At 64.5% G+C, this 22,651-nt stretch carries 23 protein-coding genes; 12 read left to right on the forward strand and 11 right to left on the reverse strand.

All coding sequences use genetic code 11. From position 1 onward, the window contains the following. On the forward strand, nucleotides 1-906 hold a 906-nt coding region (locus KBB36_RS01720), incomplete at its 5' end, for a DMT family transporter (protein WP_290975999.1). A 9-nt stretch (nucleotides 907-915) separates the two neighbouring features. Here KBB36_RS01720 and KBB36_RS01725 read toward each other — a convergent pair. After that, nucleotides 916-1,533 carry a histidine phosphotransferase family protein gene (locus KBB36_RS01725; protein WP_290976001.1) on the reverse strand — a complete coding sequence of 206 codons (618 nt, stop codon included), beginning with the start codon at nucleotides 1,531-1,533 and terminating at the stop codon, nucleotides 916-918. A 95-nt stretch (nucleotides 1,534-1,628) separates the two neighbouring features. On the opposite strand from KBB36_RS01725, the gene KBB36_RS01730 reads away from it, so the two are divergent. From KBB36_RS01730 to KBB36_RS01740, 3 genes are read left to right on the forward strand one after another with little or no spacing between them, the layout of a single operon-like run. After that, nucleotides 1,629-1,814 (forward strand): DUF3553 domain-containing protein, encoded by a 186-nt coding sequence (locus KBB36_RS01730; protein WP_290976003.1) that lies wholly within the window; start codon nucleotides 1,629-1,631, stop codon nucleotides 1,812-1,814. Continuing rightward, nucleotides 1,815-2,594, forward strand: coding sequence for a 3'(2'),5'-bisphosphate nucleotidase CysQ (gene cysQ / locus KBB36_RS01735; RefSeq protein WP_366933161.1), 780 nt, complete (start codon nucleotides 1,815-1,817; stop codon nucleotides 2,592-2,594). Between the two features lie 4 nt (nucleotides 2,595-2,598). Then, a complete protein-coding gene (locus tag KBB36_RS01740) occupies nucleotides 2,599-3,162 on the forward strand; it encodes a DedA family protein (RefSeq protein WP_290976007.1) in 564 nt (187 codons plus the stop codon). On the opposite strand, the gene KBB36_RS01745 is transcribed toward KBB36_RS01740, so the two are convergent. The 7 genes from KBB36_RS01745 to KBB36_RS01775 all read right to left on the reverse strand — a co-directional run bounded on the left by KBB36_RS01745 (nucleotide 3,159) and on the right by KBB36_RS01775 (nucleotide 10,756). Further along, entirely contained in the window at nucleotides 3,159-3,674 is a 516-nt protein-coding gene (locus tag KBB36_RS01745) for a hypothetical protein (RefSeq protein ID WP_290976010.1), read from the reverse strand. The genes KBB36_RS01740 and KBB36_RS01745 overlap by 4 nt on opposite strands. 109 nt (nucleotides 3,675-3,783) lie before the next feature. Then, the gene (locus KBB36_RS01750; protein WP_290976012.1) at nucleotides 3,784-5,589 is read right to left on the reverse strand and encodes a feruloyl-CoA synthase; all 1,806 of its coding nucleotides are present in this window, start codon (nucleotides 5,587-5,589) and stop codon (nucleotides 3,784-3,786) included. Nucleotides 5,590-5,868: 279 nt separating this feature from the next. Beyond that, nucleotides 5,869-6,870 (reverse strand): MDR family oxidoreductase, encoded by a 1,002-nt coding sequence (locus KBB36_RS01755; protein WP_290976014.1) that lies wholly within the window; start codon nucleotides 6,868-6,870, stop codon nucleotides 5,869-5,871. A gap of 7 nt (nucleotides 6,871-6,877) precedes the next feature. After that, a complete protein-coding gene (locus tag KBB36_RS01760) occupies nucleotides 6,878-8,044 on the reverse strand; it encodes an acetyl-CoA acetyltransferase (RefSeq protein WP_290976017.1) in 1,167 nt (388 codons plus the stop codon). Between the two features lie 133 nt (nucleotides 8,045-8,177). After that, nucleotides 8,178-9,098, reverse strand: a complete 921-nt coding sequence (locus tag KBB36_RS01765; protein WP_290976020.1) for a hypothetical protein — start codon at nucleotides 9,096-9,098, stop codon at nucleotides 8,178-8,180. 2 nt (nucleotides 9,099-9,100) lie between these two features. Beyond that, complete coding sequence (locus tag KBB36_RS01770; RefSeq protein ID WP_290976023.1) at nucleotides 9,101-9,721, reverse strand: LysE family translocator; 621 nt, start codon at nucleotides 9,719-9,721, stop codon at nucleotides 9,101-9,103. 30 nt (nucleotides 9,722-9,751) lie between these two features. Then, nucleotides 9,752-10,756, reverse strand: coding sequence for a helix-turn-helix domain-containing protein (locus tag KBB36_RS01775; protein ID WP_290976026.1), 1,005 nt, complete (start codon nucleotides 10,754-10,756; stop codon nucleotides 9,752-9,754). 237 nt (nucleotides 10,757-10,993) lie between these two features. Between KBB36_RS01775 and KBB36_RS01780 the strand changes: the two genes are divergently transcribed. The 8 genes from KBB36_RS01780 to KBB36_RS01815 all read left to right on the forward strand — a co-directional run bounded on the left by KBB36_RS01780 (nucleotide 10,994) and on the right by KBB36_RS01815 (nucleotide 18,328). Next, nucleotides 10,994-12,214, forward strand: a complete 1,221-nt coding sequence (locus KBB36_RS01780) for an amino acid ABC transporter substrate-binding protein (protein WP_290976029.1) — start codon at nucleotides 10,994-10,996, stop codon at nucleotides 12,212-12,214. Nucleotides 12,215-12,277: 63 nt separating this feature from the next. Next, nucleotides 12,278-13,150, forward strand: a complete 873-nt coding sequence (locus KBB36_RS01785; protein WP_290976032.1) for a branched-chain amino acid ABC transporter permease — start codon at nucleotides 12,278-12,280, stop codon at nucleotides 13,148-13,150. Next, a complete protein-coding gene (locus KBB36_RS01790) occupies nucleotides 13,147-14,082 on the forward strand; it encodes a branched-chain amino acid ABC transporter permease (RefSeq protein WP_290976034.1) in 936 nt (311 codons plus the stop codon). The genes KBB36_RS01785 and KBB36_RS01790 overlap by 4 nt, the downstream gene beginning before the upstream one ends. After that, on the forward strand, nucleotides 14,079-14,807 hold the full coding sequence (locus KBB36_RS01795) for an ABC transporter ATP-binding protein (protein ID WP_290976036.1): 729 nt from the start codon (nucleotides 14,079-14,081) through the stop codon (nucleotides 14,805-14,807). Before KBB36_RS01790 ends, KBB36_RS01795 begins: the two co-directional genes overlap by 4 nt. Then, the gene (locus KBB36_RS01800) at nucleotides 14,800-15,510 is read left to right on the forward strand and encodes an ABC transporter ATP-binding protein (RefSeq protein ID WP_290976038.1); all 711 of its coding nucleotides are present in this window, start codon (nucleotides 14,800-14,802) and stop codon (nucleotides 15,508-15,510) included. Before KBB36_RS01795 ends, KBB36_RS01800 begins: the two co-directional genes overlap by 8 nt. Nucleotides 15,511-15,536: 26 nt before the next feature. Continuing rightward, nucleotides 15,537-16,988, forward strand: a complete 1,452-nt coding sequence (locus KBB36_RS01805; RefSeq protein ID WP_290976042.1) for an aldehyde dehydrogenase — start codon at nucleotides 15,537-15,539, stop codon at nucleotides 16,986-16,988. An 8-nt stretch (nucleotides 16,989-16,996) separates the two neighbouring features. After that, a complete protein-coding gene (locus KBB36_RS01810; protein WP_290976044.1) occupies nucleotides 16,997-17,758 on the forward strand; it encodes an SDR family NAD(P)-dependent oxidoreductase in 762 nt (253 codons plus the stop codon). A gap of 36 nt (nucleotides 17,759-17,794) precedes the next feature. Next, nucleotides 17,795-18,328, forward strand: coding sequence for a 2,4'-dihydroxyacetophenone dioxygenase family protein (locus tag KBB36_RS01815; RefSeq protein ID WP_290976046.1), 534 nt, complete (start codon nucleotides 17,795-17,797; stop codon nucleotides 18,326-18,328). Nucleotides 18,329-18,477: 149 nt separating this feature from the next. Here KBB36_RS01815 and KBB36_RS01820 read toward each other — a convergent pair whose 3' ends face one another. The 3 genes from KBB36_RS01820 to KBB36_RS01830 are packed head-to-tail and all read right to left on the reverse strand — an operon-like array spanning nucleotide 18,478 to nucleotide 22,557. Then, entirely contained in the window at nucleotides 18,478-18,930 is a 453-nt protein-coding gene (locus tag KBB36_RS01820; protein WP_290976048.1) for an acyl-CoA thioesterase, read from the reverse strand. Further along, complete coding sequence (locus tag KBB36_RS01825; protein WP_290976050.1) at nucleotides 18,917-20,428, reverse strand: indolepyruvate oxidoreductase subunit beta family protein; 1,512 nt, start codon at nucleotides 20,426-20,428, stop codon at nucleotides 18,917-18,919. The genes KBB36_RS01820 and KBB36_RS01825 overlap by 14 nt, the downstream gene beginning before the upstream one ends. Continuing rightward, nucleotides 20,425-22,557: an indolepyruvate ferredoxin oxidoreductase subunit alpha gene (locus KBB36_RS01830; protein WP_290976051.1), complete on the reverse strand. Its 2,133-nt coding sequence runs from the start codon at nucleotides 22,555-22,557 to the stop codon at nucleotides 20,425-20,427. Before KBB36_RS01830 ends, KBB36_RS01825 begins: the two co-directional genes overlap by 4 nt. Nucleotides 22,558-22,651 lie beyond the last annotated feature (94 nt).

The following is a 22,651-nucleotide window of genomic DNA, read 5'->3' on the forward strand; positions in this document are numbered from 1 at the left end:
GACCAATTCTGCCGCCAAAGCAGCCCCGCTGCGCGCCACGTTATCCACCTCGTCGCTATCCTGCTGGCGCTGCTGACGCTGTTCTGGGGCCTGAACTGGCCGATCATGAAGCTGGCGCTGAACGAAATTCCGGTTTTCACCTTCCGCACCTTCTGCCTGGGCGGCGGCGCCATCGGCCTGTTCGCCATCGCCATCGCCATGCGCATGCCGCTGGGCATCCCGGCCGGGCGTTTCCGCCAGATGCTGCTGATTTCGTTGTGCAATATCACCGGCTGGAATGTGCTGGTGCTGTATGGCCTGGGTATGCTGCCGGCCGGGCGCACCACGATCATCGCCTTCACCATGCCGCTCTGGCTGGTGCCGCTTTCAGCCTATTTCCTGCACGAACGGCTGAATGGCTGGAAACTGGCCGGCCTGCTGATCGGGCTTTGCGGCCTGGCGGTTTTGCTGGGCGGCGAATGGCAGGCGATGCTGGCGGCGCCACTGGGTGTGGCCTTGGTGCTGGGCGCGGCAATTTCCTGGGCTTTCGGCACCATGCTGACCAAGCTGTATGCCATCCCGATGCCCAGCGTGCCATTTGTCGGCTGGCAGATGGTGCTGGGCGGGCTGCCGATCATGCTGCTGGCGCCGATCTTCGAAACCGACCGCTGGCACAGCTATTCCGCCCTGGCCTGGGGCGCGGCGCTGTATAACGCCGTGATCTGCTTCGTGTTCTGCTACTGGGTGTGGAACCGGCTGGTCCAGGTGCTGCCGGCCCAGGTCAGTGGCCTGTCCACCCTGATGATCCCGGTGGTGGGGGTGTTTTCATCCATGCTGATGCTGGGCGAGCAGCCGGGCTGGCCGGAATTCGGCGCCTTGGGCCTGATCACCCTGGCGCTCGGCGCGGTGCTCAAGCCGAGCCGCTAAGCAAACGCCCTATTTGCTAAACCGGAGCGCGGCGCCTTCCGGCCCGGCTTCCAGCCCCAGGCGATAGCCGGCGCTGGCAGCCAGATCGGCGGCATGACGCGCCAGGGCGCCGCCGGGTTCTTCCACCGCCGCATCGCTGAGCAGGCTGCCGGCCACATCATCGGGCAATTTGCTGGGGGTGCCTTCGGCGCGCACCCGCCATTCACCCTGCTGCACATCCAGCCGCAGGGCGCCGCCGCGCGGCAACGCCATCGCCATCACGCTGAGGCCGAGCAGCAAGGCCTTGGCCAGCGGCTTGGGCAGGCTGGCCGGCAGGCCGACCAGCGGCAGCAGCCGCACCCGGCCACCCTGGAAATAGTCCCCCGCCACGCGGGCCAGATCGGCGCTGGCCATCGGCTCGTCCAGGCCGCCCGAGGCACCCAGCGCCAGGCGGAAAAATGCCAGTCGGCGGGCAGCATCATTGGCGCTCTGGGCGATCAGCCGTATTGCTTCCTCGCGCATCGTCGCATCGGTTTCCTCGGCCAGCAATTCGGCGCCATTGGACACCGCGCCAACACTGCCGGCGAGATCGTGGCACAGTTTGGAGCAGATCAAGGCCACAAGGTCGATATCGCGCTGGGCGGTCATGCAGAATCCGGATCGTGGAGTTGCGGGCTGATTCTGTTTAAAGTGCCGTCCAGGCTTTCGCAATCACCCGGGCTTTCGCAATCAGGAGCGCCGCCATGCTGGCACCATCGCCTTTTGCACCCGGCGATTGGGTGGAGAATCCACAGGCACCGGATTGGGGCATCGGCCAGGTGCAATCCGCCGTAGGGCCGCGCGTGACGGTGAATTTTGAACATGCCGGCAAGCGGCTGGTGAATATCAATGAAGTGGCATTGCAGCGGCTGCGCCAGCCGAAGGATTGAATGATGGGCTTGAGTGAGAATCCGGCGCTGGCGGCAGGCTTGCGCGCGCTGGCGCAGCAGGCGGCGGATGCGATCATGCAGGTTTACGCCACGCCGTTTGAAAGCCGCGCCAAGGATGACCACAGCCCGGTGACCGATGCCGACGAGGCCGCCGAGGCGGTGATTCTGGCCGGGCTGGCGCAGCTCTGCCCGGGCGTGCCGGTGGTGGCCGAGGAATGCGCCGCGCGCGGCGAGATTCCGGCCATCGGCAACGGCCCGTTCTGGCTGGTTGATCCGCTGGACGGCACACGCGAATTCATCAAGCGCAACGGCGAATTCACCGTGAATATTGCCCTGATCGAGCAAGGCCGGCCACGGCTGGGCGTGGTGCTGACCCCGGTGGATGGCCGCGCCTATCTGGGCACGCCAGGCGGCGCGCGGCGCTTCCGCGATGCCACTGATCAGAACGGCGAGCCGATCCAGGCCCGCGCCATGCCGGCCGAGGGCGCCGATGTGCTGCTGAGCCGCAGCCATCCCGATCCGGAACTGGCCGAGTGGCTGGCCGGCCAGAAGGTGCGGCGCCGCCTGGAAGCCGGCTCGTCGCTGAAATTCTGCCGCATTGCCGAGGGCGCAGCCGATCTCTACCCGCGTTTTGCCCGTATCAGCGAATGGGATACCGCTGCCGGGCAGGCCGTGCTGGAAGCCGCCGGCGGCAGTGTGCGCGACTGGCAGGGCCGGCCGCTGCTCTACGGCAAGCCGGATTTCCGCAATCCGGGCTATCTGGCGCGTGGCCGGGACTGAACCGATGAGCCTGGCCCCCGCCGACCTGATTGCCCAATTCGGCTATGCCGCGATCCTGATCGGCACCTTCCTGGAAGGCGAGACGATCCTGATCCTGGCCGGCTTCGCCGCGCATCAGGGCCTGCTGCGGCTTGATCTGGCGATCCTTAGCGCCTTCCTTGGCTCGGCAGCCGGCGACCAGCTCTGGTTCGCCCTGGCGCGGTATCATGGCAGGCGCTTTCTCGAAACCCGGCCCGGCCTGGCCGCCCGCATCGCACCGGCGACACGTTGGCTGGAACGTTATCCCACCATCTTTGTGCTCGGCTTCCGCTTTGTTTACGGCATCCGCAATGTGGCGCCGATAGCAATTGGCCTGAGCGCAATCCCGACGCGGCGTTTTGTGCTGCTCAATCTCTGCGCCGCCGCACTCTGGGCCGGGATTTTCGGCAGCACCGGCTATTATTTTGGTGCCGCGATGGAAACCATGCTGGGCGATCTCAAGGCGATGCAGCTTAAAATCCTGGCTGGCATCGCCCTGGTTTTGCTGGCCTGGTTCGGCCTGCGCTGGATTTCAAAACGGTTTTTTTAGAATTCCTCGATCGGCCGCTCAACCGGCTCAACTTCCGCCACGCTGCCGGCATGGCCAAGCTGGGCAAACAGCGCCAGCTGCTCGGGCAGCAGGATGGCCTTGGCATCAAGCCGGGCCAGCAATTCGGCAGCGCGCAGGCGGCCTTCAAGCTGGCCAATGCGGGCGGTGAGGCCGTCAATGCGCAGCGGATCGATGGTCTGTTCGGCAAAGCCGCGATCCAGGCGCTTTTCAAGCTGGGCGATCTCACGCCGCAGGGCGTTGCTTTCGCCCTGCACGCGATTGGCCAGGGCGCGCAATTGCTGGCGCTGGAATTCGCTCAGGCCAAGCTGGTCCGCATTATCGAGCACCGGGCTGATGGCCGGATAGGCGCGATCTTCCACCGCCACGGCCTCGGCATGCAGTGCCAGGCTTTCGGCCGCATCACCGGCAGATTGGCTGAATTTGGTGGCAAAGGCGGCACCGGCGGCAAAAACCGCACCGGCAACCAGCAGGGCAAGGCAACGACGAATCATGGCGAGTATTCCTGTACTGAAGCGGGCGCGGGTTTTACGCCTTTGTGTCCAGATGGGAATAGCTCAGCCCGAAACACAGGAGTCCGAGGTGACGACGGTCACAGGATGGTCATGAAACAACGATCACGTCTGCGTGCGGCTTTTCAGCATAAAGCTGCTCCACCAAGGCCTGGCGGCACTCCAGAACCGCGCGCTGGTTGATATAGCCCTTGTCGGTAATCTCGTTGGCGTCGATTGAGGCCGGTTCATCCAGCAGCAACACTCGCCGCACAATCATCGACGAGCCATTCTGCGTCGCATTATAGGCGACGAGCTTTGCCGCGATGGCCTGCTGCAAATCGGCGCGCGGCATCGCCTTGGCGGCCGGCGTAGGCCAGGCCAGCAGGCCGACAAAGGCGCGGTCATGCCCGGTCACCACAGCATCCTGCAACAGCGGCGTGCAGGCAGCCAGGGCGGCCACGCGCAAGCCGCCGACATGCACCCAGGTGCTGGTGGTGAGTTTAAAATCCTCCGCCGTGCGGCCATCAAACACAATGCCGGCTTCCGGCGCGGCGGCATCGGCCAGTTTGCCGGCATCGCCGATGCGGTAATACCCTTCATCATCAAAGGCGGCGGCATTCTGCTGCGGATCGCCAAGATATCCCGGCGTGACATTCGGCCCGGCGACGCGCATTTCCAGCTTGCCGCCCGAGGGCACAAACTTGATCCGGGTGCCGGGGATAGGCACGCCGATCACGCCGGCGCGTTCAATCAGGAAATGTGCAGCGGTGGCCAATGGCGCGGTTTCGGTGGAGCCCCAGCTTGAGGTCATCACCACGCGGCGGCCGAGCGTGCGCACGCTGAGCGCTTCCAACCGCGCCCACAGATCGGGCGGCAAAGCGGCGCCAGCATAGAAAATCAGTTTCAGCTCGGCGAAGAAGCGGCGGCAGAGTGCTTCGTCGCGCTCCAGATAGGGCAGCAGCATGGCATAGCCGGCCGGCACGTTGAAATACAGCGTCGGCGACACCTCGGCCAGATTGGCCACGGTCTGCTCGATCAGGCCCGGCGCCGGTTTGCCATTATCAATGAACAACGTGCCGCCCTGGCGCAGCACCAGATTAAAATTGTGATTGCCGCCAAAGGTGTGGTTCCACGGCAGCCAGTCGAGCAATACCGGCTTGGTCTCGGCCAGGAAGGGCCAGATCTGCGCGATGGATTGCTGGTTCGACGACAGCATGCGATGTGTGTTGACCACGCCTTTGGGCAGCCCGGTGGAGCCGGAGGTGAACAGGTATTTCGCCACCCAATGCGGCTCGATCGCGGCGAAGCGCTGTGCGGCTGCTGCATCGGGCGGCTGTGCCAGCAGGTCGGCAAAGGCGGTGGCCGGTATGCCATCCGGCGCAGCGTCGCCGCTCACCACTTCAACACCGGCCAGATCAAGCCCCTGCAACGCCTTGGCAAAGGGGGCAGCGGTTTCGACAAAAATCATGGTGGGCCGCACCAGATCAAAGATATGCCGCAGCTTGGCGTGATCCTGGCTCATCAGCGAATAGGCAACACTGACCGGTGCTGCCGGCACCCCGGCCAGATAGGCGCCGAGCAGAAACTGCGCATGATCGATGCTGTTGCCGGATAGCAGCAAAACCGGCGTATGCTGGCCCATGCCGCGCCGGATCAGGCTGGCGGCGATGCGGCGGGCATTGTCCCAGGCTTGGGCATAGCTCAGGCGGCGCCAGGCGCCATCCTTGCCGCGTTCGGCGAGAAAGCTGGTATCCGGCTGTTGCCGCGCCTGGCGCTCAAGATCGAGGCCCAGATGCGCCGGATAATCGCCCAACGGCTCGGCGCTTTCGAGCACAAAGCCGCCATCGGCACGTTCGCTGCGCAATATGCGCGGTGTCGCCAGCGCAAGCGGCAGGAAGGGCGGTTTGCTGCCCATCGCGTGTTCCTCCCAGAACCTGTTTCCGGGAATTGTACGCTAGCATTACAATCGAGGCAAAAGGAAAAAGATGCGGCAGGGCTGCTGCTGCCCAACACACCTCAATCGTCATGCCCGGGCTTGACCCGGGCATCTCTTGCCAATTGAAAAACCATTGAAGAAACAGGCAAAATTGGATGCTCGGGTCTTCGCCCGGGCATGACGATTGAGGGGTTGGCAGGCTTTGAGAGGCCCATACCCGCATTCGCGGGCATGACGACGGAGCGGTTGCCGCCGCCCTCAGGCGTTCACGTCAATCACTGTGCGGCCCCTGATCTTGCCGGCGAGAATCTGCGGCGCCAGGTCGAAAATGGCCGAGAGCGGCTGCGTCTCGGTCATGGCATCGAGTTTATCCAGCGGCAGGCCGGTGCCGAGCTGCCACCAGGCGCGGCGGCGGCGATGCGACGGCGCCATCACGCTATCAATGCCGAGCAGGCTGACATTGCGCAGGATGAAAGGAAACACGCTGGCCGGCACATCATTGCCACCGGCCATGCCGCAGGCCGCCACCCAGCCGCCATACTGGGTCTGGCTGATGGCGCTGGCCAGGGTCTGGCCGCCCACGCTGTCGATCACTGCCGCCCAGCGTTCCTTGGCCAAAGCCGGCGCCTTGGCGGCAAGCTCGGCGCGATCAATAAAATCGCTGGCGCCCAGGCCACGCAGATATTCATGGGTTTCGGGCCGGCCGGTGGCGGCCACCACCTTGAAGCCACGCGCCGCCAGCAACGCCACCGCCACTGAGCCGACACCGCCGGCAGCGCCGGTGACCAGCACCGGCAAAGCATCGGCGCGTTCATCCTTGACCAGGCCGGCATCTTCCAGCGCCATGACGCAGAGCATGGCGGTGTAGCCCGCCGTGCCTACCGCCATGGCTTGCGCCAGGCTGAAATGATCCGGCACGCTGACCAGCCATTCGCCCTTGACGCGCTGATAGCGGCTATAGCCGCCCCATTGCGTTTCCGACAGGCCATAGCCGTTGACCAGCACGCGGTCGCCCGGCTTCCATTCCGGATCGGCCGATTCCACGACGGTGCCGGCCAGATCGATGCCGGCCACCATCGGCAGCTTGCGCGCAATACGGCCGCCAGTCAGGGCCAGGCCGTCCTTATAGTTCACCGTGGAATAGGCGATCTCCACCAGCACGTCATGCTGCGGCAGATCGGCCAGCGTCAATTGCTTGAAGCCGGCCTTGGGCTTGCCATCCACATCCTCGATCAGAACCGCGCGGAAGCTGTCAGTCATTGGAGCCTCAGCGGATCGGTTCGAGGATCGAGACGTAATTCGCCACCGCGACGCCACCCATGTTGAAGACGCCGCCGATCTTGGCATCCTTGACCTGCAAGGCGCCGGCCGAGCCATTCAACTGCATCGCCGCCATGACATGCATCGACACGCCGGTGGCGCCGATCGGATGGCCCTTGGCCTTGAGGCCGCCCGAAGGATTGATCGGCAGCTTGCCATCCTTCTGGGTCCAGCCTTCCAGGATCGCCTTGGCGCCCTGGCCCGGCGCAGTCAGGCCCATGGCTTCGTATTCGATCAGTTCGGCAATGGTGAAGCAATCATGGCTTTCGGCAAAGGACAGATCCCACACATCAAGGCCGGCTTCATCAAGCGCATCAGCCCAGGCCTTGGCCGGGCCTTCAAAGGCGATCACGTCGCGCTTCGACATCGGCAGGAAATCCTGCACATGCTTGGCGGCGCGGAAGGCGATGGCCTTCTTCATGCCGAGCGCGGTCTGCACATCGGTGAGCACCAGGGCGGCGGCGCCATCCGACACCATCGAGCAATCGGTGCGCTTCAGGCCGCCGACCACGATGGGATTCTTGTCGGAAACATTGCGGCAGAAATCAAAGCCGAAATCGCGCTGCATATGCGCCAGCGGATTGACCGAGCCGTTCTTGTGATTCTTGGCCGCGATCATCGCGGTGGCATCCGACTGGTCACCGTATTTCTGGAAATACTTGCTCTGGATGCTGTCAAACACGCCGGCGAAACCGCCCTGGGCGAAATTCTCCTCCTTGCGGTAGCTGGCCTTGAGCAGGATGTTGCCCACCACATCGTTGGGCGCCGAGGTCATCTTCTCCACGCCGACGCAGAGCACAAAGCGCGCCTTGCGCGCCGCAATCGCCTGCAAGCCCTGGAACACCGCCGCCGTGCCAGTGGCACAAGCATTTTCCAGCCTTGTGGCCGGCTTGAAACGCAGGCCCGGATCGGCCTGCAACACCAGCGAGGCCGGGAAATCCTGCTCCACCAGGCCGCCATTGAAGGTGCCGAGATAGATCGCATCCACATCCTTCGGCTCGATCCCGGCATCGATGATGGCCTGGGTCGCCACTTCAACGATCAGGTCTTCCTGGGTCTTGTCATCCAGCTTGCCGAACTTGCTGTGGCTCCAGCCTACGATGCAGGCGGTCATGGCTTCTTCCTCCGGGGATAGGGTTGGCGTGCTTGATTGAATTGTAGCGGAAAGTGAGCGTCTGGCGGGTGGAAGTCAACAGATGCCGGGTGATGTTCTAACAGGTGTTAGAATTTTTCGCAGTTTTGCAAACTCAATCCTCTTCAGCCGCATCGGCTGCCAAAGGCGGCAGCGGCCCGATGGCGGCCCGGCGCTGTTCCAGGCGGCCTTCCAGGGCGTAGAGGCTGGCCGGGCTGCGCGCCGCCGAAACCGGGCCGAGCAAAGGTGCCGGCAGCATGCCCTGGGCATAGGGGATTTCCGCCCGCAGCAGGCCGAGCGCATGTTGCAGGGCTGCCGCTTCGGCGCGACGATCCTGGGCGGCGCGGGCGGCAAAGCTGGCATCCTCGGCCAGATCGAGATTACTGGCTTTCCAGGCCGGCAGGCGCAAGGCCGCGCGCAAACGCGCCAAGGCGGTGCGGTTATCGCCCAGCTTGGCCAGCCGCAACGCCTCGGCGCGCAAGGCCCATTGTGGCCATAGCACCGCCGCCTGGGTCGGCGGGCTGGGCGACATCGGCACGCCTTGCGGCAGCAAGCGGGCCAGCCAGGGGCGCGGATCGATCCGCTTGCCATCGATATAAACTTCCAGCGTCACATGATTGGCGATGCCGGGCCATATCGGCGCCGCATCGGCCACCAGGCCGAGCGGCTGGCCGGCGGCAATCGGCTCACCCGGCCGCGCCTTGGCCGCCACACCCAACAGCCGGATAGTGAGCGGTTTTCCGGGATTTTCAACCGTGGCCACCAAGCTGGGCCAGCCGATCTGGCGCGCCGGCGGCAATTCCGCCCGCTGTAGGCTGGCCGGCCGCGCCAGGGTGAGCGGCAGGCCGGGCACAAAGCCGAGATCCACCCCGGTGGGATAAGGCTGCGGATCGTTGCGGCCGCTGCGGCCGCTATCCCAGACCGGCCAGGTGCCGCGCAATTCGGCGGCATTCTGCGCATCTGCCGCGCCGGCCCGGAGCAGCACCGGGGCGGCAGCGGAAGCCGCAAGCAGGGCCAGGAAGCCGCGCCGCCGCATGATCACTGACTACGAATTGTGGCGGTGGCCACCCCGGCACCGACCAGCAGCGCACCGCCGGTGCGGTTGAAGGCGCGCACCACACGCGGCGAACCAACCGCCTGGCGCGCCTTGCCGGCAACCAGGGCATACCCTGCCGCATTGGCTGAGCACAGCACAAGGAAAGTGGCTTCCAGGATCACCATCTGGGTCAGGAAATCCGCCGCTGGATCGAGGAATTGCGGCAGGAAAGCAACAAAAAACGTGATGCTTTTGGGATTGAGCGCGGTGACCAGCCAGGCATGGCCGAGCATCCGCGCCTTCGACACCGCATCGCGGCGCGGCTCGGCATTGAGCGCATCGCCGGCACGCCACAGCTTGATGCCGAGATAAACCAGATAGGCGGCGCCGATCCATTTCAGGATAGTGAACACGGTGGCCGATGTGGCGAGCAGCGCGCCAAGGCCGAGCAGGCTGAGCGTCATGGCGGTGAAATCGCCCAAGGCCACGCCGGCCGCCATCGGCAGGGCGGCGCGCCAGCCCTGGCCCAAAGCATAAGACACCACCAGCAGCACGGTGGGGCCGGGGATCAGCAGCATCACGCTGGACGCGGCGACGAAGGCAAACCAGAGTTCAAGGCTCATTGGGCGGCTCCTGCTCGAATCGCCCCCAGACTAAAGCAGCCCGCCCTCCTGGGCCAGCGCCCGGAATTTGCGTGGCGAAACGCCGAAGCGGGCATGGAACAGCCGGCTGAAATGCGACGAGCTGTTGAAACCCCAGTCAAAGGCGATATCGGTGATGGTGCGGTGGCGCTGCGCCGGATTGCCAAGATCGCTGCGCACCCGCTCCAGCCGCTGGCGCCAGATCAGTTCGCTCAACGTGGCCGGCTCGCCCTCGAACAGCTTGTGCAGATAGCGTTTGGAATAGCCGAAGGCGGCGGCGATGGCCTCGATCGACAATGCCGGATCGCGCAATTGCTGGCCGACAAAAGCCAGGATGCGCTGGCGCAGGCGATGGCCATCATCGATGCCGCGTTCCAGTTCATGCGCCGAGCGCGCCACCTGATCGGCCAGCAGCGCGCCAAAATCATCCGTCAGCGGCCGCAATGCTGCATCGGCGGGCGCTGCATCGGCCGGGACAGTCCTGGTTTCGCCGCGCAGGGCGGCATGGGCTTGCAGCAGCAGGTCATAAACCAGTTGCCCGGCCGGGCTGCTGCGGTTGAAGCGCCGCACGGCCAGGCGATCCACTTCCAGGCCGAGCCGGGTGAGCTGGTCGCGCGGCAGCAGGATCGCCGCCTGCACGATGCGGTCTGAATTCGATACGACATAGGTTTGCGTGGTGTCGTAGATGCCCCATTCGCCGGGCGTGATCACCACCTGGCGGCCGCCCTGTTCAAACCGCGCCGCGCCTTCAAGCTGGGCGACGATCTTGACATAGCCGCGATCATCACGCCGGATCAGCCGCGGCGTGCGCACCACACGATGCCGGCTGGCGGCGATGCGGCAGATTTTCAGATTGCGGTGTTCGCCCAGATCAAGCTGGCCGTCAAATTTTGGATCCCCGAACGTATCCGCTTCAAGCCAGCCGATATGTTCACGCACAAAATCGCCCCAGCGCTCCAGCCGGTCGCTCACCCCGGTCTCGGCCTCGAAGGCTATGCTATGCGCACGGATCGCCATTGTTTCTCCCTGGCCGCATTCTAGCAGGCGGCGGGGCCGAAGAATAGTTTGATATCCAACGGATTAGGGTCCGGACCCTAATTTCTTGCTGCGACGCAACAACGCAGAATCGTAGGCATACGAAGCTTTTTCAGTTCACTCTGAGGCAAGAAGCCTGTGCTGCCCAAGCCTAATCTGGCCGGCAGCAGAACCACCGGCACGATAACCGACCGGCGGCGCTTCAAGGAGGAAACTATAATGCGATCCATCGTGAAGGGCCTTAGCGGCCTGGCGCTGGCGGGCGCCCTGGGCTTGAGCCTGGGCCTGGCCGCGCCGGCGGCAACGGCGCAGGACAAAGTCAAAATCGGCTATGCGATTTCCAAGACCGGCCCCAATGCCGGCGGCGCCAATATCACCCAGATCCCGAATTATCAGCTTTGGGTGAAGGAAGTGAATGACAAGGGCGGCCTGATGGTGGGCGGCAAGCGCCTGCCCATCGAGGTGATCGAATATGACGACCGCTCGAATTCGGAAGAAGCCGTGCGCGCCGTGGAACGCCTGATCACCCAGGACAAGGTGGATCTGCTGTTTCCGCCCTGGGGCACCGGCCTCAACCTGGCGGTTGGCCCGGTCTTCAACAAATACGGCTATCCGCAACTGGCCTTTTCGGCGGTGACCGACCGCGCGCCGGAGCTGGTCAAGCGCTGGCCGAACAGCTTCTGGTTCCTCGGTACCAGCAAACAATATGTTGATGCACTGGTAGAATTGCTGGTCAAGACCAAGGCCGAAGGCAAGATCAACGGCAATGTCGCCATGGTCTCGATTGCCGATGGTTTTGGCATCGACCTGTCGAAGGCGGCACGCGAAGGCTTTGAGAAGGCTGGCCTCAAGCTGGTCTACGACAAGAGCTATCCGATCGGCACCCAGGATATGGCGCCGCTGGTGAGCGAGGCGCAGCGTTCCGGCGCTGATACCTTTGTGGCTTTCAGCTATCCGCCGGATACCATGGCGCTGACCGATCAGGCCAAGATCGCCAATTACACCGCCAAGGTGATGTTCATGGGCGTGGGTGTGGGCTTCCCGCTCTATCCGCAGCGTTTCGGCGCCAATGCGGAGGGTATCCTGTCGCTTGGCGGCTGGGACCCGAACAATGCCGCCACAGCGGAATACCGCAAGAAGCATCTGGCGATGCATAACCGCGACCCGGATTACTGGGGCAGCCAGGTCGGTTATTCCTCCTTGCAGATGCTGGAGCAGGCGATTGAGCGTGTCGGCAAGCTCGACCGCGCGGCGATCATCAAGGAGTTGCAGAGCGGCACATTCGACACCGTGATCGGCAAGATCAAGCTGGTGGACAACATGCCCAAGGATGCCTTCGCCTATATCGGCCAGTGGCAGGGCGGCTTCTTCACCGGCGTGGCGCCGCAGCGCCCGGGCATCGGCGCGGTCAAGACGCCGAAAGCCGCCTGGCAGCAGTGACGTATACCGGCCGCCGCTCAACATTGCGGCGGCCGCTTTTCCCGACATGAAGGTAGTTCAGTAATGCTCTTTGATGCGCTCATCACCGGCATAACGCTCGGCGGCATGTATGCGCTGGTGGCCATGGGCCTGACGCTGCAATATGGCGTGGCCCGCATCATGAATCTTTCCTATGGCGAAAGCCTGGTGGCCGCCTCTTTTGCTGCCCTTTGGCTCTATACCGGCAGCCAGATCAATCCGCTGCTGGGTCTGCTGCTGGTGGTGCCGGCGGCGGCTTTGCTGAACTGGCTGATCTATCGTTTCCTGCTCACCCCGCTGGTGCGGCGCGCCAAAAGCCGCGACGCGCTGGAAGTGGATAGCATCCTGGCCACCTTCGGCCTGCTGTTTGTGCTGCAAGGCATCATGCTGGCGCTCTTTGGCGGTGCCTATTTCAGCTATTCCTTCCTGGCCGTGCCGGTGCAGGTATTTGGCGCCACCATCGCCGCCAACCGGCTGCTGGCGCTGGGCTTCGCCCTGCTGATCGGCCTTGGCCTGTGGCTCGGCCTGACCCGCACCCGCACCGGCACTGCGTTGCGCGCCGTGGCGGTGGACCCGGTGGCGGCGCAATTGGTGGCGATTGATGTGCGCGCCATGGCGGCAGCGGCCTTTGCGCTCGGTGGCGCGCTGGTTGCCTCGGGCGGTGTGCTGACTTCGATGTTCCTCACCTTCAATGCCAATATCGGCGTGGTGTTCACCATGAAGGCGCTGATCGTGGTGATCATGGGCGGCGTCGGCAACCTGATGGGCTGCCTGGTGGCCGGGCTGATCCTGGGCCTGACCGAAACCTTTGTGGCCACCCTGGTTGATCCCGGCCTCACCCTGGCCGCCACCTATACGCTGTTCCTGCTGATCCTGCTGGTGCGACCGCAGGGCCTGTTCGGGGGCGCCAAGCGATGAATACCAGGCTTGTGCTTGCCGTTATTGCCGCCGTTGTTGGCCTCGGTCTGCTGGTTTTGCTACCGCGCTGGCTGGATGGTTATGGCCTGTCGCTGGCCATCGGCATCCTGAATTACACCGTGCTGGCCACTGCCTGGGCACTGTTTTCCGGCCCGACGCGCTATGTCTCTCTGGCCACCGTGGCCTTCTTCGGCATCGGCGCCTATAGCGTGGCGGTGCTGGGCGAGCTGTTGCCCTGGAGCCTGGTTCTGCTGATCGCGCTCGGCATCGGGCTTTGCGTTGCGCTGCTGGTGGGCCTCGCCACCCTCAGGCTCAGCGGCGTCTATTTTGTCATCTTCACCTTCGGCCTGGCTGAACTGATCCGCCAGCTTGTCACCTGGTTCGAGGTCAACAAGACCCGCACGCTCGGGCGTTATGTGTTTGTGGATATCACCACCGAGCAGATTTACTGGCAATTGCTGGCCCTGGCGGCGCTGGTTTTCCTGGCCGGCTTCCTGATCCGGCGCTCACGCCTGGGCCTGGCCCTGCGCGTGATCGGCGATGACGAGACCGTGGCGCGCCATGTCGGCATCGACACCACCTGGGCCAAGGTGCTGCTGTTTGCCTTTTCGGCCAGTTTCATGACCCTGGCCGGCGCCGTGATGGCGCCGCGCTGGACCTATATCGACCCGGCCATCGCCTTCAATCCGGTGCTGTCTTTCCAGGTGCTGATCATGGCGTTGCTGGGCGGCGTGCACCGGCTGTATGGCCCGCTTTTCGGCGTCATCCCGCTGACATTGCTGTTTGAATATCTGCTGGCGCGTTTCCCGAACCATTTCAGCATCCTGATCGGCCTGGCCTTCATGCTGATTGTTTATGCCATCCCGCAGGGCGTGGTGGGCTTGCTGGAAAGCCTGCGTCAGCGGCTGAACAAGCAGGGTGACCGGCCATGAAAGCCCTGCTCAGCGTGGCCGGCCTGACCCGGCGTTTCGGCGGCCTGGTGGCGGTGGATGACGTGGCCTTCGACGTGCAGCCGGGCGAGATCATGGGCCTGCTGGGGCCGAATGGCTCGGGCAAGACCACGGTGATGAACCTGCTGTCCGGCGCGCTGGCGCCGGATGCCGGCACGGTGTTGTTCGAGGGCCGCGCGATTCACAATCTACCGGCGCATCGCATCGCCCGCGCCGGCCTGGCACGCACGTTTCAGCTGGTGCGCCCACTGGCCTCGCTGGATTGCCGCGACAATGTGCTGGCCGGCATCGCCTTCGGTGCCGAGCGGCGCTGGGGCCGCGAAGCGGCCACGGAAGTTGAGCAGTTACTGACCCGGGTTGGCCTGGGCGGGCGTGGTGCGGCCTTGCCCGGCGAACTGACCTATATCGACCAGAAACGCCTGGAACTGGCGCGCGCCCTGGCTTTGCGGCCACGCCTGCTGCTGCTGGATGAATGGCTGGCCGGGCTTAATCCGACCGAATTGCGCGAGGCGATCAATCTGGTGGCCGGCCTGCGGCATGACGGCATCGCCATCCTGATGGTGGAGCATGTGATGGATGCGATCCGCAGCCTGTGCGACCGCTGCGTGGTGATGAATGCCGGGCGGCGCATTGCGCTGGGCGGCCCGGCCGAGGTGTTGAGCGACCCGGAAGTGGTGCGCGCCTATCTGGGAGACGACAATGCTTGAGGTGGCCCGGCTCAGCATCGCCTATGGCCGCCACCGCGCCGTGGATAATCTGGCGCTCAGCGTCGCCAAAGCCGAGATCGTGGTGATCCTGGGCGCCAATGGCGCCGGCAAGACTTCGTTGCTGAAAGCCGTGGCCGGCCTGCTGCCGCGTGGCCGCGACGCCACGATCCATCTGGCTGGACAGGATATCGGCGCCTTGCCGGCCCATGCCGTGGTGGAGGCCGGGCTGGCCCTGGTGCCCGAGGGGCGCGGCATCTTCGGTGATTTGAGCGTGCGCGAAAACCTGCTGCTGGGCGCCTATCCGCGCCGCGCCCGCGCCCAGGAAGCGCAGAACCTGGCCCGCGTGCTGGCGCTGTTTCCGCGCCTGGGCGAAAGGCTGGCGCAGGCGGCGCGCACCATGAGCGGCGGCGAGCAGCAGATGGTGGCGATTGGCCGCGCGCTGATGTCGGCGCCCGACATATTGCTGCTGGATGAGCCCTCGCTCGGCCTGTCGCCGCTGATCTGCGGCGAGCTGTTTGACGCGCTGGGCCGTATCCGCAGCAGCGGTATCGGCGTTTTGCTGGTGGAACAGAATGCCAAACGCAGCCTGGCGATTGCTGATCGCGGCTATCTGATCGAGCAGGGCCGCATTGTCGGCGCCGGCAGCGCCGCCGCCTTGCGCGACGATCCGGCGGTGCAGCGCGCCTATCTCGGCGCACACTGATCTCATTTCAATAAGGAGAGCAAACCATGTTCGAGACCCAGTTGCTGATCGGCGGCGCGGATCGGCCGGCGGCTGCCGGCAAGAGTTTTGACCGCATCGACCCGCTGAGTGGCCAGGTGGCAACCCGCGCCGCTGCCGCCAGCGTGGCCGATGCCAATGCCGCCGCCGATGCCGCCGCCGCCGCCTATCCGGCCTGGGCGGCGCTGGGGCCGAATGCGCGCCGCGCCCTGTTGCTGAAAGCCGCCGATGCGCTGGCGGCGCGGGCGGCGGATTTCCGCGCCACCATGCAGGCCGAAATCGGCGCCACCGCCGCCTGGGCCGGCTTCAATGTGCATCTGGCATCAGGCATGCTGCGCGAGGCGGCGTCGATGACAACGCAGATCGGCGGCGAGGTGATCCCGTCTGACAAGCCGGGCTGCCTGGCCATGGCGACGCGCGAGCCGGTGGGTGTGGTGCTGGGCATCGCGCCATGGAATGCCCCGGTGATCCTGGGCACCCGCGCCGTGGCGATGCCGCTGGCCTGCGGCAACAGCGTGGTACTGAAAGCCTCCGAACTCTGCCCTGCCACCCATCGCCTGATCGCCACGGCCATCCAGGAAGCCGGCCTGCCGCCCGGCGTGATCAACGTGGTGAGTAATGCGCCGGCCGATGCGCCCGAGGTGGTGGCGGCACTGATTGCGCATAAGGCGGTGCGGCGGGTGAATTTCACCGGCTCGACCCGGGTTGGCCGCGTGGTGGCTGAACTGGCGGCACGCCAGCTTAAGCCGGTGCTGCTGGAACTGGGCGGCAAGGCGCCTTTGCTGGTGCTGGACGATGCCGATCTGGATGAAGCGGTGAAGGCGGCCGCCTTCGGCGCCTTCATGAATCAGGGCCAGATCTGCATGTCGACCGAGCGTATTGTGGTGGATAACGCCGTGGGCGATGATTTTGTGCGACGTTTTGCCGCCAAGGCCACATCCATGCCGGCCGGCGATCCGCGCCAGGGTAACGTGGCTTTGGGCGGATTGGTCAACCCGGAAGCCGTCGACCGCATCCTTACCCTGGTGGATGAAGCGGTGCGCCAGGGCGCCAAACTGGTGGCCGGCGGCACACGCGATGGCGCTGTGATGGCCGCCACCGTGCTGGATCATGTGACGCCGGCCATGCGCATCTATCATGAGGAAAGTTTCGGCCCGGTGGCCTGTGTGGTGCGGGTGAATGGCGACGAGGCGGCGGTGGCAACGGCCAACGACACCGAATACGGCCTTTCCGCCGCCGTGTTCAGCCGCAATATCCCGCGCGCGCTGGGCGTGGCACGGCGCATTGAAAGCGGCATCTGCCATATCAACGGCCCGACTGTGCATGATGAAGCCCAGATGCCGTTTGGCGGCGTGAAGGCTTCCGGCTATGGCCGCTTCGGCGGCAAGGCCGGCATTGAGCAATTCACCGAACTGCGCTGGATCACGCTGGAAACCCAGCCCGGCCATTATCCGATCTGAAGCCGGCAATGGGCAAACTTGCGGGCAAGAGCTGCGTGATCACCGGCGCCGCCGGCAGCCTGGGGCTGGCAGCGGCACGCCGCCTGCTGGCCGAGGGCGCCAGCCTGCTGCTGGTGGATCGTGATGCGGAAAAACTGGATGCCGCCGAACGCGCGCTTGCGGCGCCCGGGCAGGTGGCGGTTTGTGCCGCCGATGTGGCCGATAGCGGCGATTGCCAGGCTTATCTGGAAGCCGCCAGCGAACGCTGGGGCGGCATCGACGTGCTGTTCTGCAATGCCGGCATCAGCGGCGTGATCCGCCCGGTGACGGAATACCCCGAGGACGTGTGGGACCGCGTGCTGGCGGTTAACCTGCGCGCCGCCTTCCTGGCCTGCAAATACGGCCTGCCGCGCCTGCGCGATGGCGGCAGCATCGTGATGACTGCCAGCGTGGTGGGCGTGACCAGCGATCCCGGCATCTGCGCCTATGCCGCCTCCAAACATGGCCTGATCGGCCTGATGCGCACCGTGGCCAAGGAAGCTGCACCGCGCCGCATCCGCGTCAATGTGCTGGCGCCGGGGCCGATCGACAATGGCTTTCAGCGCCATGTGGAGGCCGGCTTGAGCCAGGCCATCGGCCAGGAAGCCGGCGCCTTCCTGGATGGCATCATTCCGTTGGGCCGCCATGGTTTGCCGGAGGAAATCGCCGAAGCCGTGCTGTTCCTGGCCAGTGACGCCAGCAGCTTCACCACCGGCAGCGTGCTGATGGCCGATGGCGGCATGCATATCTGAACCCTTCCACCAGCCAAGCAACCAGGAGCAAGCCCCATGCCCGAAGCCCCGAAAGCCGAATTCTGGCGCGACCTCAAGCCGATCAGCCCAGTTTTCAAGCCGGATGCGCTGCCGGAAGCCTATATCCGCAATGCGCCGAGCGATGACGAAAAACTTTATGTGCCGTTCACCGAAACCGTATCGTCGCGGCCCTTGTGGATTTCGCCGGCACAGAACAAGTGGTGCGACATCCTGATGGCCAAGGCGGCCGGGCTGGTGAACCGGCATTACCATCCGCATGAGGTGTTTGCCTATACCATCTCCGGCAAATGGGGCTATCTGGAGCATGACTGGACCGCCACGGCGGGCGACTTTGTGTATGAGACGCCGGGCGAGGGCCATACCCTGGTGGCCTATGAGCATGAACAGCCGATGAAAGTGTTTTTCATCGTCACCGGGCCGCTGATCTGGCTCGATGAAAACGGCAATTCCGCCGGGCATTTCGACGTGCATGACTATATCGGATTGTGCAAGGCGCATTACGAGAAGATCGGCCTCGGCGCCGATTACATCACATCGCTGTATCGCTGAGGCGCGACGCCCTTTCATCACTCCCACCGTCGTCATGCCCGGGCTTGACCCGGGCATCCCATTTTCCCAGGAATTCAGACATATTTGGAAAAAATGGGATGCCCGCTTTCGCGGGCATGACGATTATGGGGGCAGGTACACCCCGCCGCTTACTCGCCACAACCCAGGCGCTGGATCATGTCGGCTGGCACCGGCAGGCCCTTGAGCTTGCCGGGCTGGGCCGGATCGGCCTGGGCCAGCACGCGCTTTTCGCGGCCTTCCACCAGCAGAGTGCCGTCCTGGCGCCGGATCCGATGCAGCACCTGGAATGAGGCATTGCCCCAGGCGGCGATCTGGCTATGCACCGCGATGCGATCCTGCGCCGCTGCCGGGGCAAGGAATTTGGCTTCCACATTGACGATGGGAAAACCAATCGAGCCGATGCGGCGCAAGGCGGCCAGGTCATAGCCGGCATCGGCGAGCAGGCGCCAGGTGCCGCTATCGAACCAGGCCAGGTAATTCGGATAGAATACGATATCGGCCGGGTCGCAATCGCCCCATTGCACTTCCAGCGGCACCACTGAAACATGCGGCTTCAGTGCAACGGTTTCACTCGGCGGCATGGCGCGGCTCCAGCTTGTCGGCAATGGCGGCCAGGGTGCGGCCCAGGGTTTCGCCTTCAGGGTCTTTCAGCGCTGCGATGCGCGCCTGCATCAAGGCTTCGGCAGCCAGGCCCGGCGCCATGGCACCGGCCAGGGCCGGCAGGATCAGGTATTGCCGGATACGTTGGTAATTCTGCACGCCGCGCTGGAAGGTATCGCCATAACCCTTGATCAGCCGGGCGCATTCAGCGATTTCCAGGCCCAAAAGCGGATCCAGTGCCGCGCCGCGCCGGATCAGGTCGAGCCAGTCTTCAATCCGCGCCTGCTCCTCGGCAAAACGATGGCTGCGGCGGCGCCAGGGCTTCAACCCGGCCAGCAGACGGAAGCGCAGATAACCGCCCAGCCGATTGCTCGGCAGGGTCATGGCGAGATGCCATTTGCCAAGCCAGCCGCGCCGTTCGCTCAAACGCAGCAGCGGCACCGCCAGACGCGATGGCAGCAAACCAGCCAGTTCCTCGATGCCGGGCTTGAGGAAATCCGCCACCCGATAAGGCTGTCCAGCCTGGATGCGGGTTTCGCGCTCAATCGCCTTGAAGCGTTCCGGCTTGAGCTTGAGCTGCGCCACGCGGATCACATCCTCGCTGCTCATGCGCACCGCCAGATGCCGCGCCACCTCGCGCCGCAGCCGGCCATCACCATCCAGCGGCGCCAGGCTTTGCAGGCGATCCAGATAGAGCGCGGCATAGGCGGCATCCTGGTAATCGATCAGGCGCTTCACGCCTTCAGCAGCAAAAACCTGCGCCGCCTCGGGCAGGGCATCCACGCGCTGCGCCAGATCGGCCAGCGGCAACACGGCCTTGTCTGTGGCTTGCGCAGCCCGGGCCTGGGCCGCCGCGATCTCGCCGCGGGCATGCGCCAGGCCAAAGCGGAAGCCGGCCAGGTTGCTCTCCACCGCCTTGCCTTCATCACGGATGCCGGCCTCAAATAATTCCGGCGCCAGCGGCAGCGCGCCGCTGCCGGCCAGGGCGCCAAGCAGCACGGCATTGAGGATCGAACCGGACTCTTTCGCGGCCGCGTCCATGTCAAACAGGATGGCGGCACGGGCGCATTCGCGGGCGGCGCGGAACAGCCGCGAAGTATCGTAGCGGCCATCGCCCATGCCGCTTTTTTCCGCCACGGCGAAGATGCGATGCGTGGAAGCGATCAGCAATGTGCGATCCGGCGTGACATAGCCGTGCAGCATGGCGCGGCCGGCTTCAACAAATTCGCTGGCGATCATCACATCAACCTGGCCCAAACCGGGATTGAGGCACATCACCGGGCGGGCCGCAGAAACTTCCGGCCAGATTTCGATATAATAAGTCGTCGCGCCGGTGCGCTGCGCCACGCCCGGGATGGAGGTGGCCTGCACCGGATGGCCGGCGCGCTGGGCTGCGCCGCTGATCCAGTCGGTCAGCACACCGCCGCCTTCGCCGCCCAAAGCCGCAACCAACAGCGTGATCGGTTTAAGCTGGCTCATACCCGCGCCCCGCCGAGCCAGGTGATTACAGCGCCATGCAGGCGATGGCTCAGTTTGTCCCACCAGTTTGGGTTATGCACGATCTCGGTTTTGTAAAAGGACGGGCAGAGCACAGCGGCATGCGCCACTTCGCCGCAATGGCCGCAGCCAACACAGCCCTGATTGACATGCGCCACCGGATCGCTGCGCAACGGATCGGGATTGGGCTTGATGGTGAGCGACGGGCAGCCCGATAGCCGGATGCAGGAATGATCGCCGGTGCAGACCGCATCATCGATACCGAAGCGGGTGCGCAACACCCGCTCGCCGGCAGCCAGGGCCTTGGCTTCCTCGCCCTTGATGCGGCGCTGGCGCGCCAACTGGCATTCGCCCTCGGCGATAATCACCTTGAGGCCCTGCTGCGCCGTGCTGAGCGCCTCTTTCAGCGCGCCGGTCATGCCGGCCAGGCCATAGGAGCGCAGCCGGCGCACCCATTTTACACCCAGCGCCTTCAATGTGGTTTCGATATCGGCGCCGCCGCCCTGGCTGGCATCATGGCGGTTGCCGAGCGAGGACGGCAGGTATTGCACGCCGGTGGCCGAGGTATAGCCGTTTTGCAGCACGATCAGCACACCATCGCCGCGATTGAACAGCGATGAGGCGACGCCGGTGATCAGGCCATTATGCCAGAAGCCGCCATCGCCCATGATCGCCACCGGGCGGCGGCGCGAGATCGGTCCGACGCCGGCGGCCGAAGCCAGGCTCATGCCATAGCCGAGGATCGAATTGCCGACCGAGAAAGGCGCAAAGGTGGCCAGCGCATGGCAGCCGATATCGGCCGCCACATGCACCGGCCCGGTTTCCCGCTCCACCAGCTTGATTGCGGTGAAAACCGGGCGTTCCGGGCAGCCGGTGCAGAAAGTCGGCGGCCGCAGCGGCAAGTCCGGGCCGATCAATTCGGCGGCATGGGCGCGCTGCGCCTGGACGCGGGCAAAGGCTTCGCTGGGCGCTGCCAGATCAAGCGCCGGCTGCGCCTTGGGCAGCCAGGCCAGCAGGCCACGGGTCAGCACCTCGATGGTATATTCACCGGCCATCGGCAACACATCCTTGCCGGCCAGGCGCAAGTTCAGATCGGCGCGGCGAAGGATGCTGCCGATCGCCTGTTCGAGATAATCCGGGCCACCTTCCTCAACCACCAGCAGATGGCTTTTGTCGGCGCAGAAATCGGTGATCTGGCTTGGCGCCAGTGGATGCGTGACATTCAGCACCAGCAACGGCAGCCGCGATTTGCCGAAAGCATCGGCCAGGCCAAGATTGCCCAAGGCACGCAGCAGCGCGTTATAGATGCCGCCCTGCACGATGATGCCGCAATCAGCTAGCTCTCCCGGCATCACTTCATTCAGGCCATGCTCCAGGATGAAGCGCTGCGCCGCCGGCAGGCGTTGTTCAAATTTCAGTTTTTCCTGGCGAAACGTGGCGGGCGGATGCGCCAGGTGCTCGTAATTAAATGCTGCCGGCCCGACCCGGGCATTGCGCGACACATTGGCCGGCAGATTATCGGCAGCGGCGAAACTGCCGGTGACATGGCAGGCGCGAATGCGCAATTCCAGCATCACCGGCGTGTTGCTGGCTTCCGACAGTTCAAAGCCTTTTTCAACACAGCGCACAATGCTGGCCAGTTCGGGCCGCGGATCAAGCAGCCACATCGACGATTTCAGCGCATAGGCATGGCTGCGTTCCTGGATCACACTGGCGCCTTCGCCATAATCTTCGCCGATCACAATCAGCGCGCCGCCGATCACACCCGGCGAGGCAAGATTCGACAACGCATCGGAAGCCACATTGGTGCCGACGATGGATTTCCAGGTGACGGCGCCACGCGCCGGATAATTGATCGAGGCGCCGAGCAACGCCGCTGCCGAGGCTTCATTGGTGCAGGTTTCAAGATGGATGCCGAGTTCATCCAGGATATCCTGCGCCTGCACTAATACATCGATCAGATGTGATACCGGCGCGCCCTGATAGCCGCCAACATAGGAAACGCCGGATTGCAGCAATGCCTTGGTGACGGCGAGGATGCCCTCGCCGTGAAAAACCTCGCCCTGCCCCAGGCGCAAAGCCTGAATTTCCTTGGCGAATGAGCGTTCCATGCGTGTTTTCTCCCTTGCTGGGCAAGGTGGCATGGAAGCCCGCTGCCGGTCAAGAAACAGTTTGATCTCAAACTAATTTCCGGCCTAATCTGGC

Origin of the sequence: Ferrovibrio sp. (genome assembly GCF_017994015.1) — a bacterium.
Lineage (GTDB): Bacteria > Pseudomonadota > Alphaproteobacteria > Ferrovibrionales > Ferrovibrionaceae > Ferrovibrio.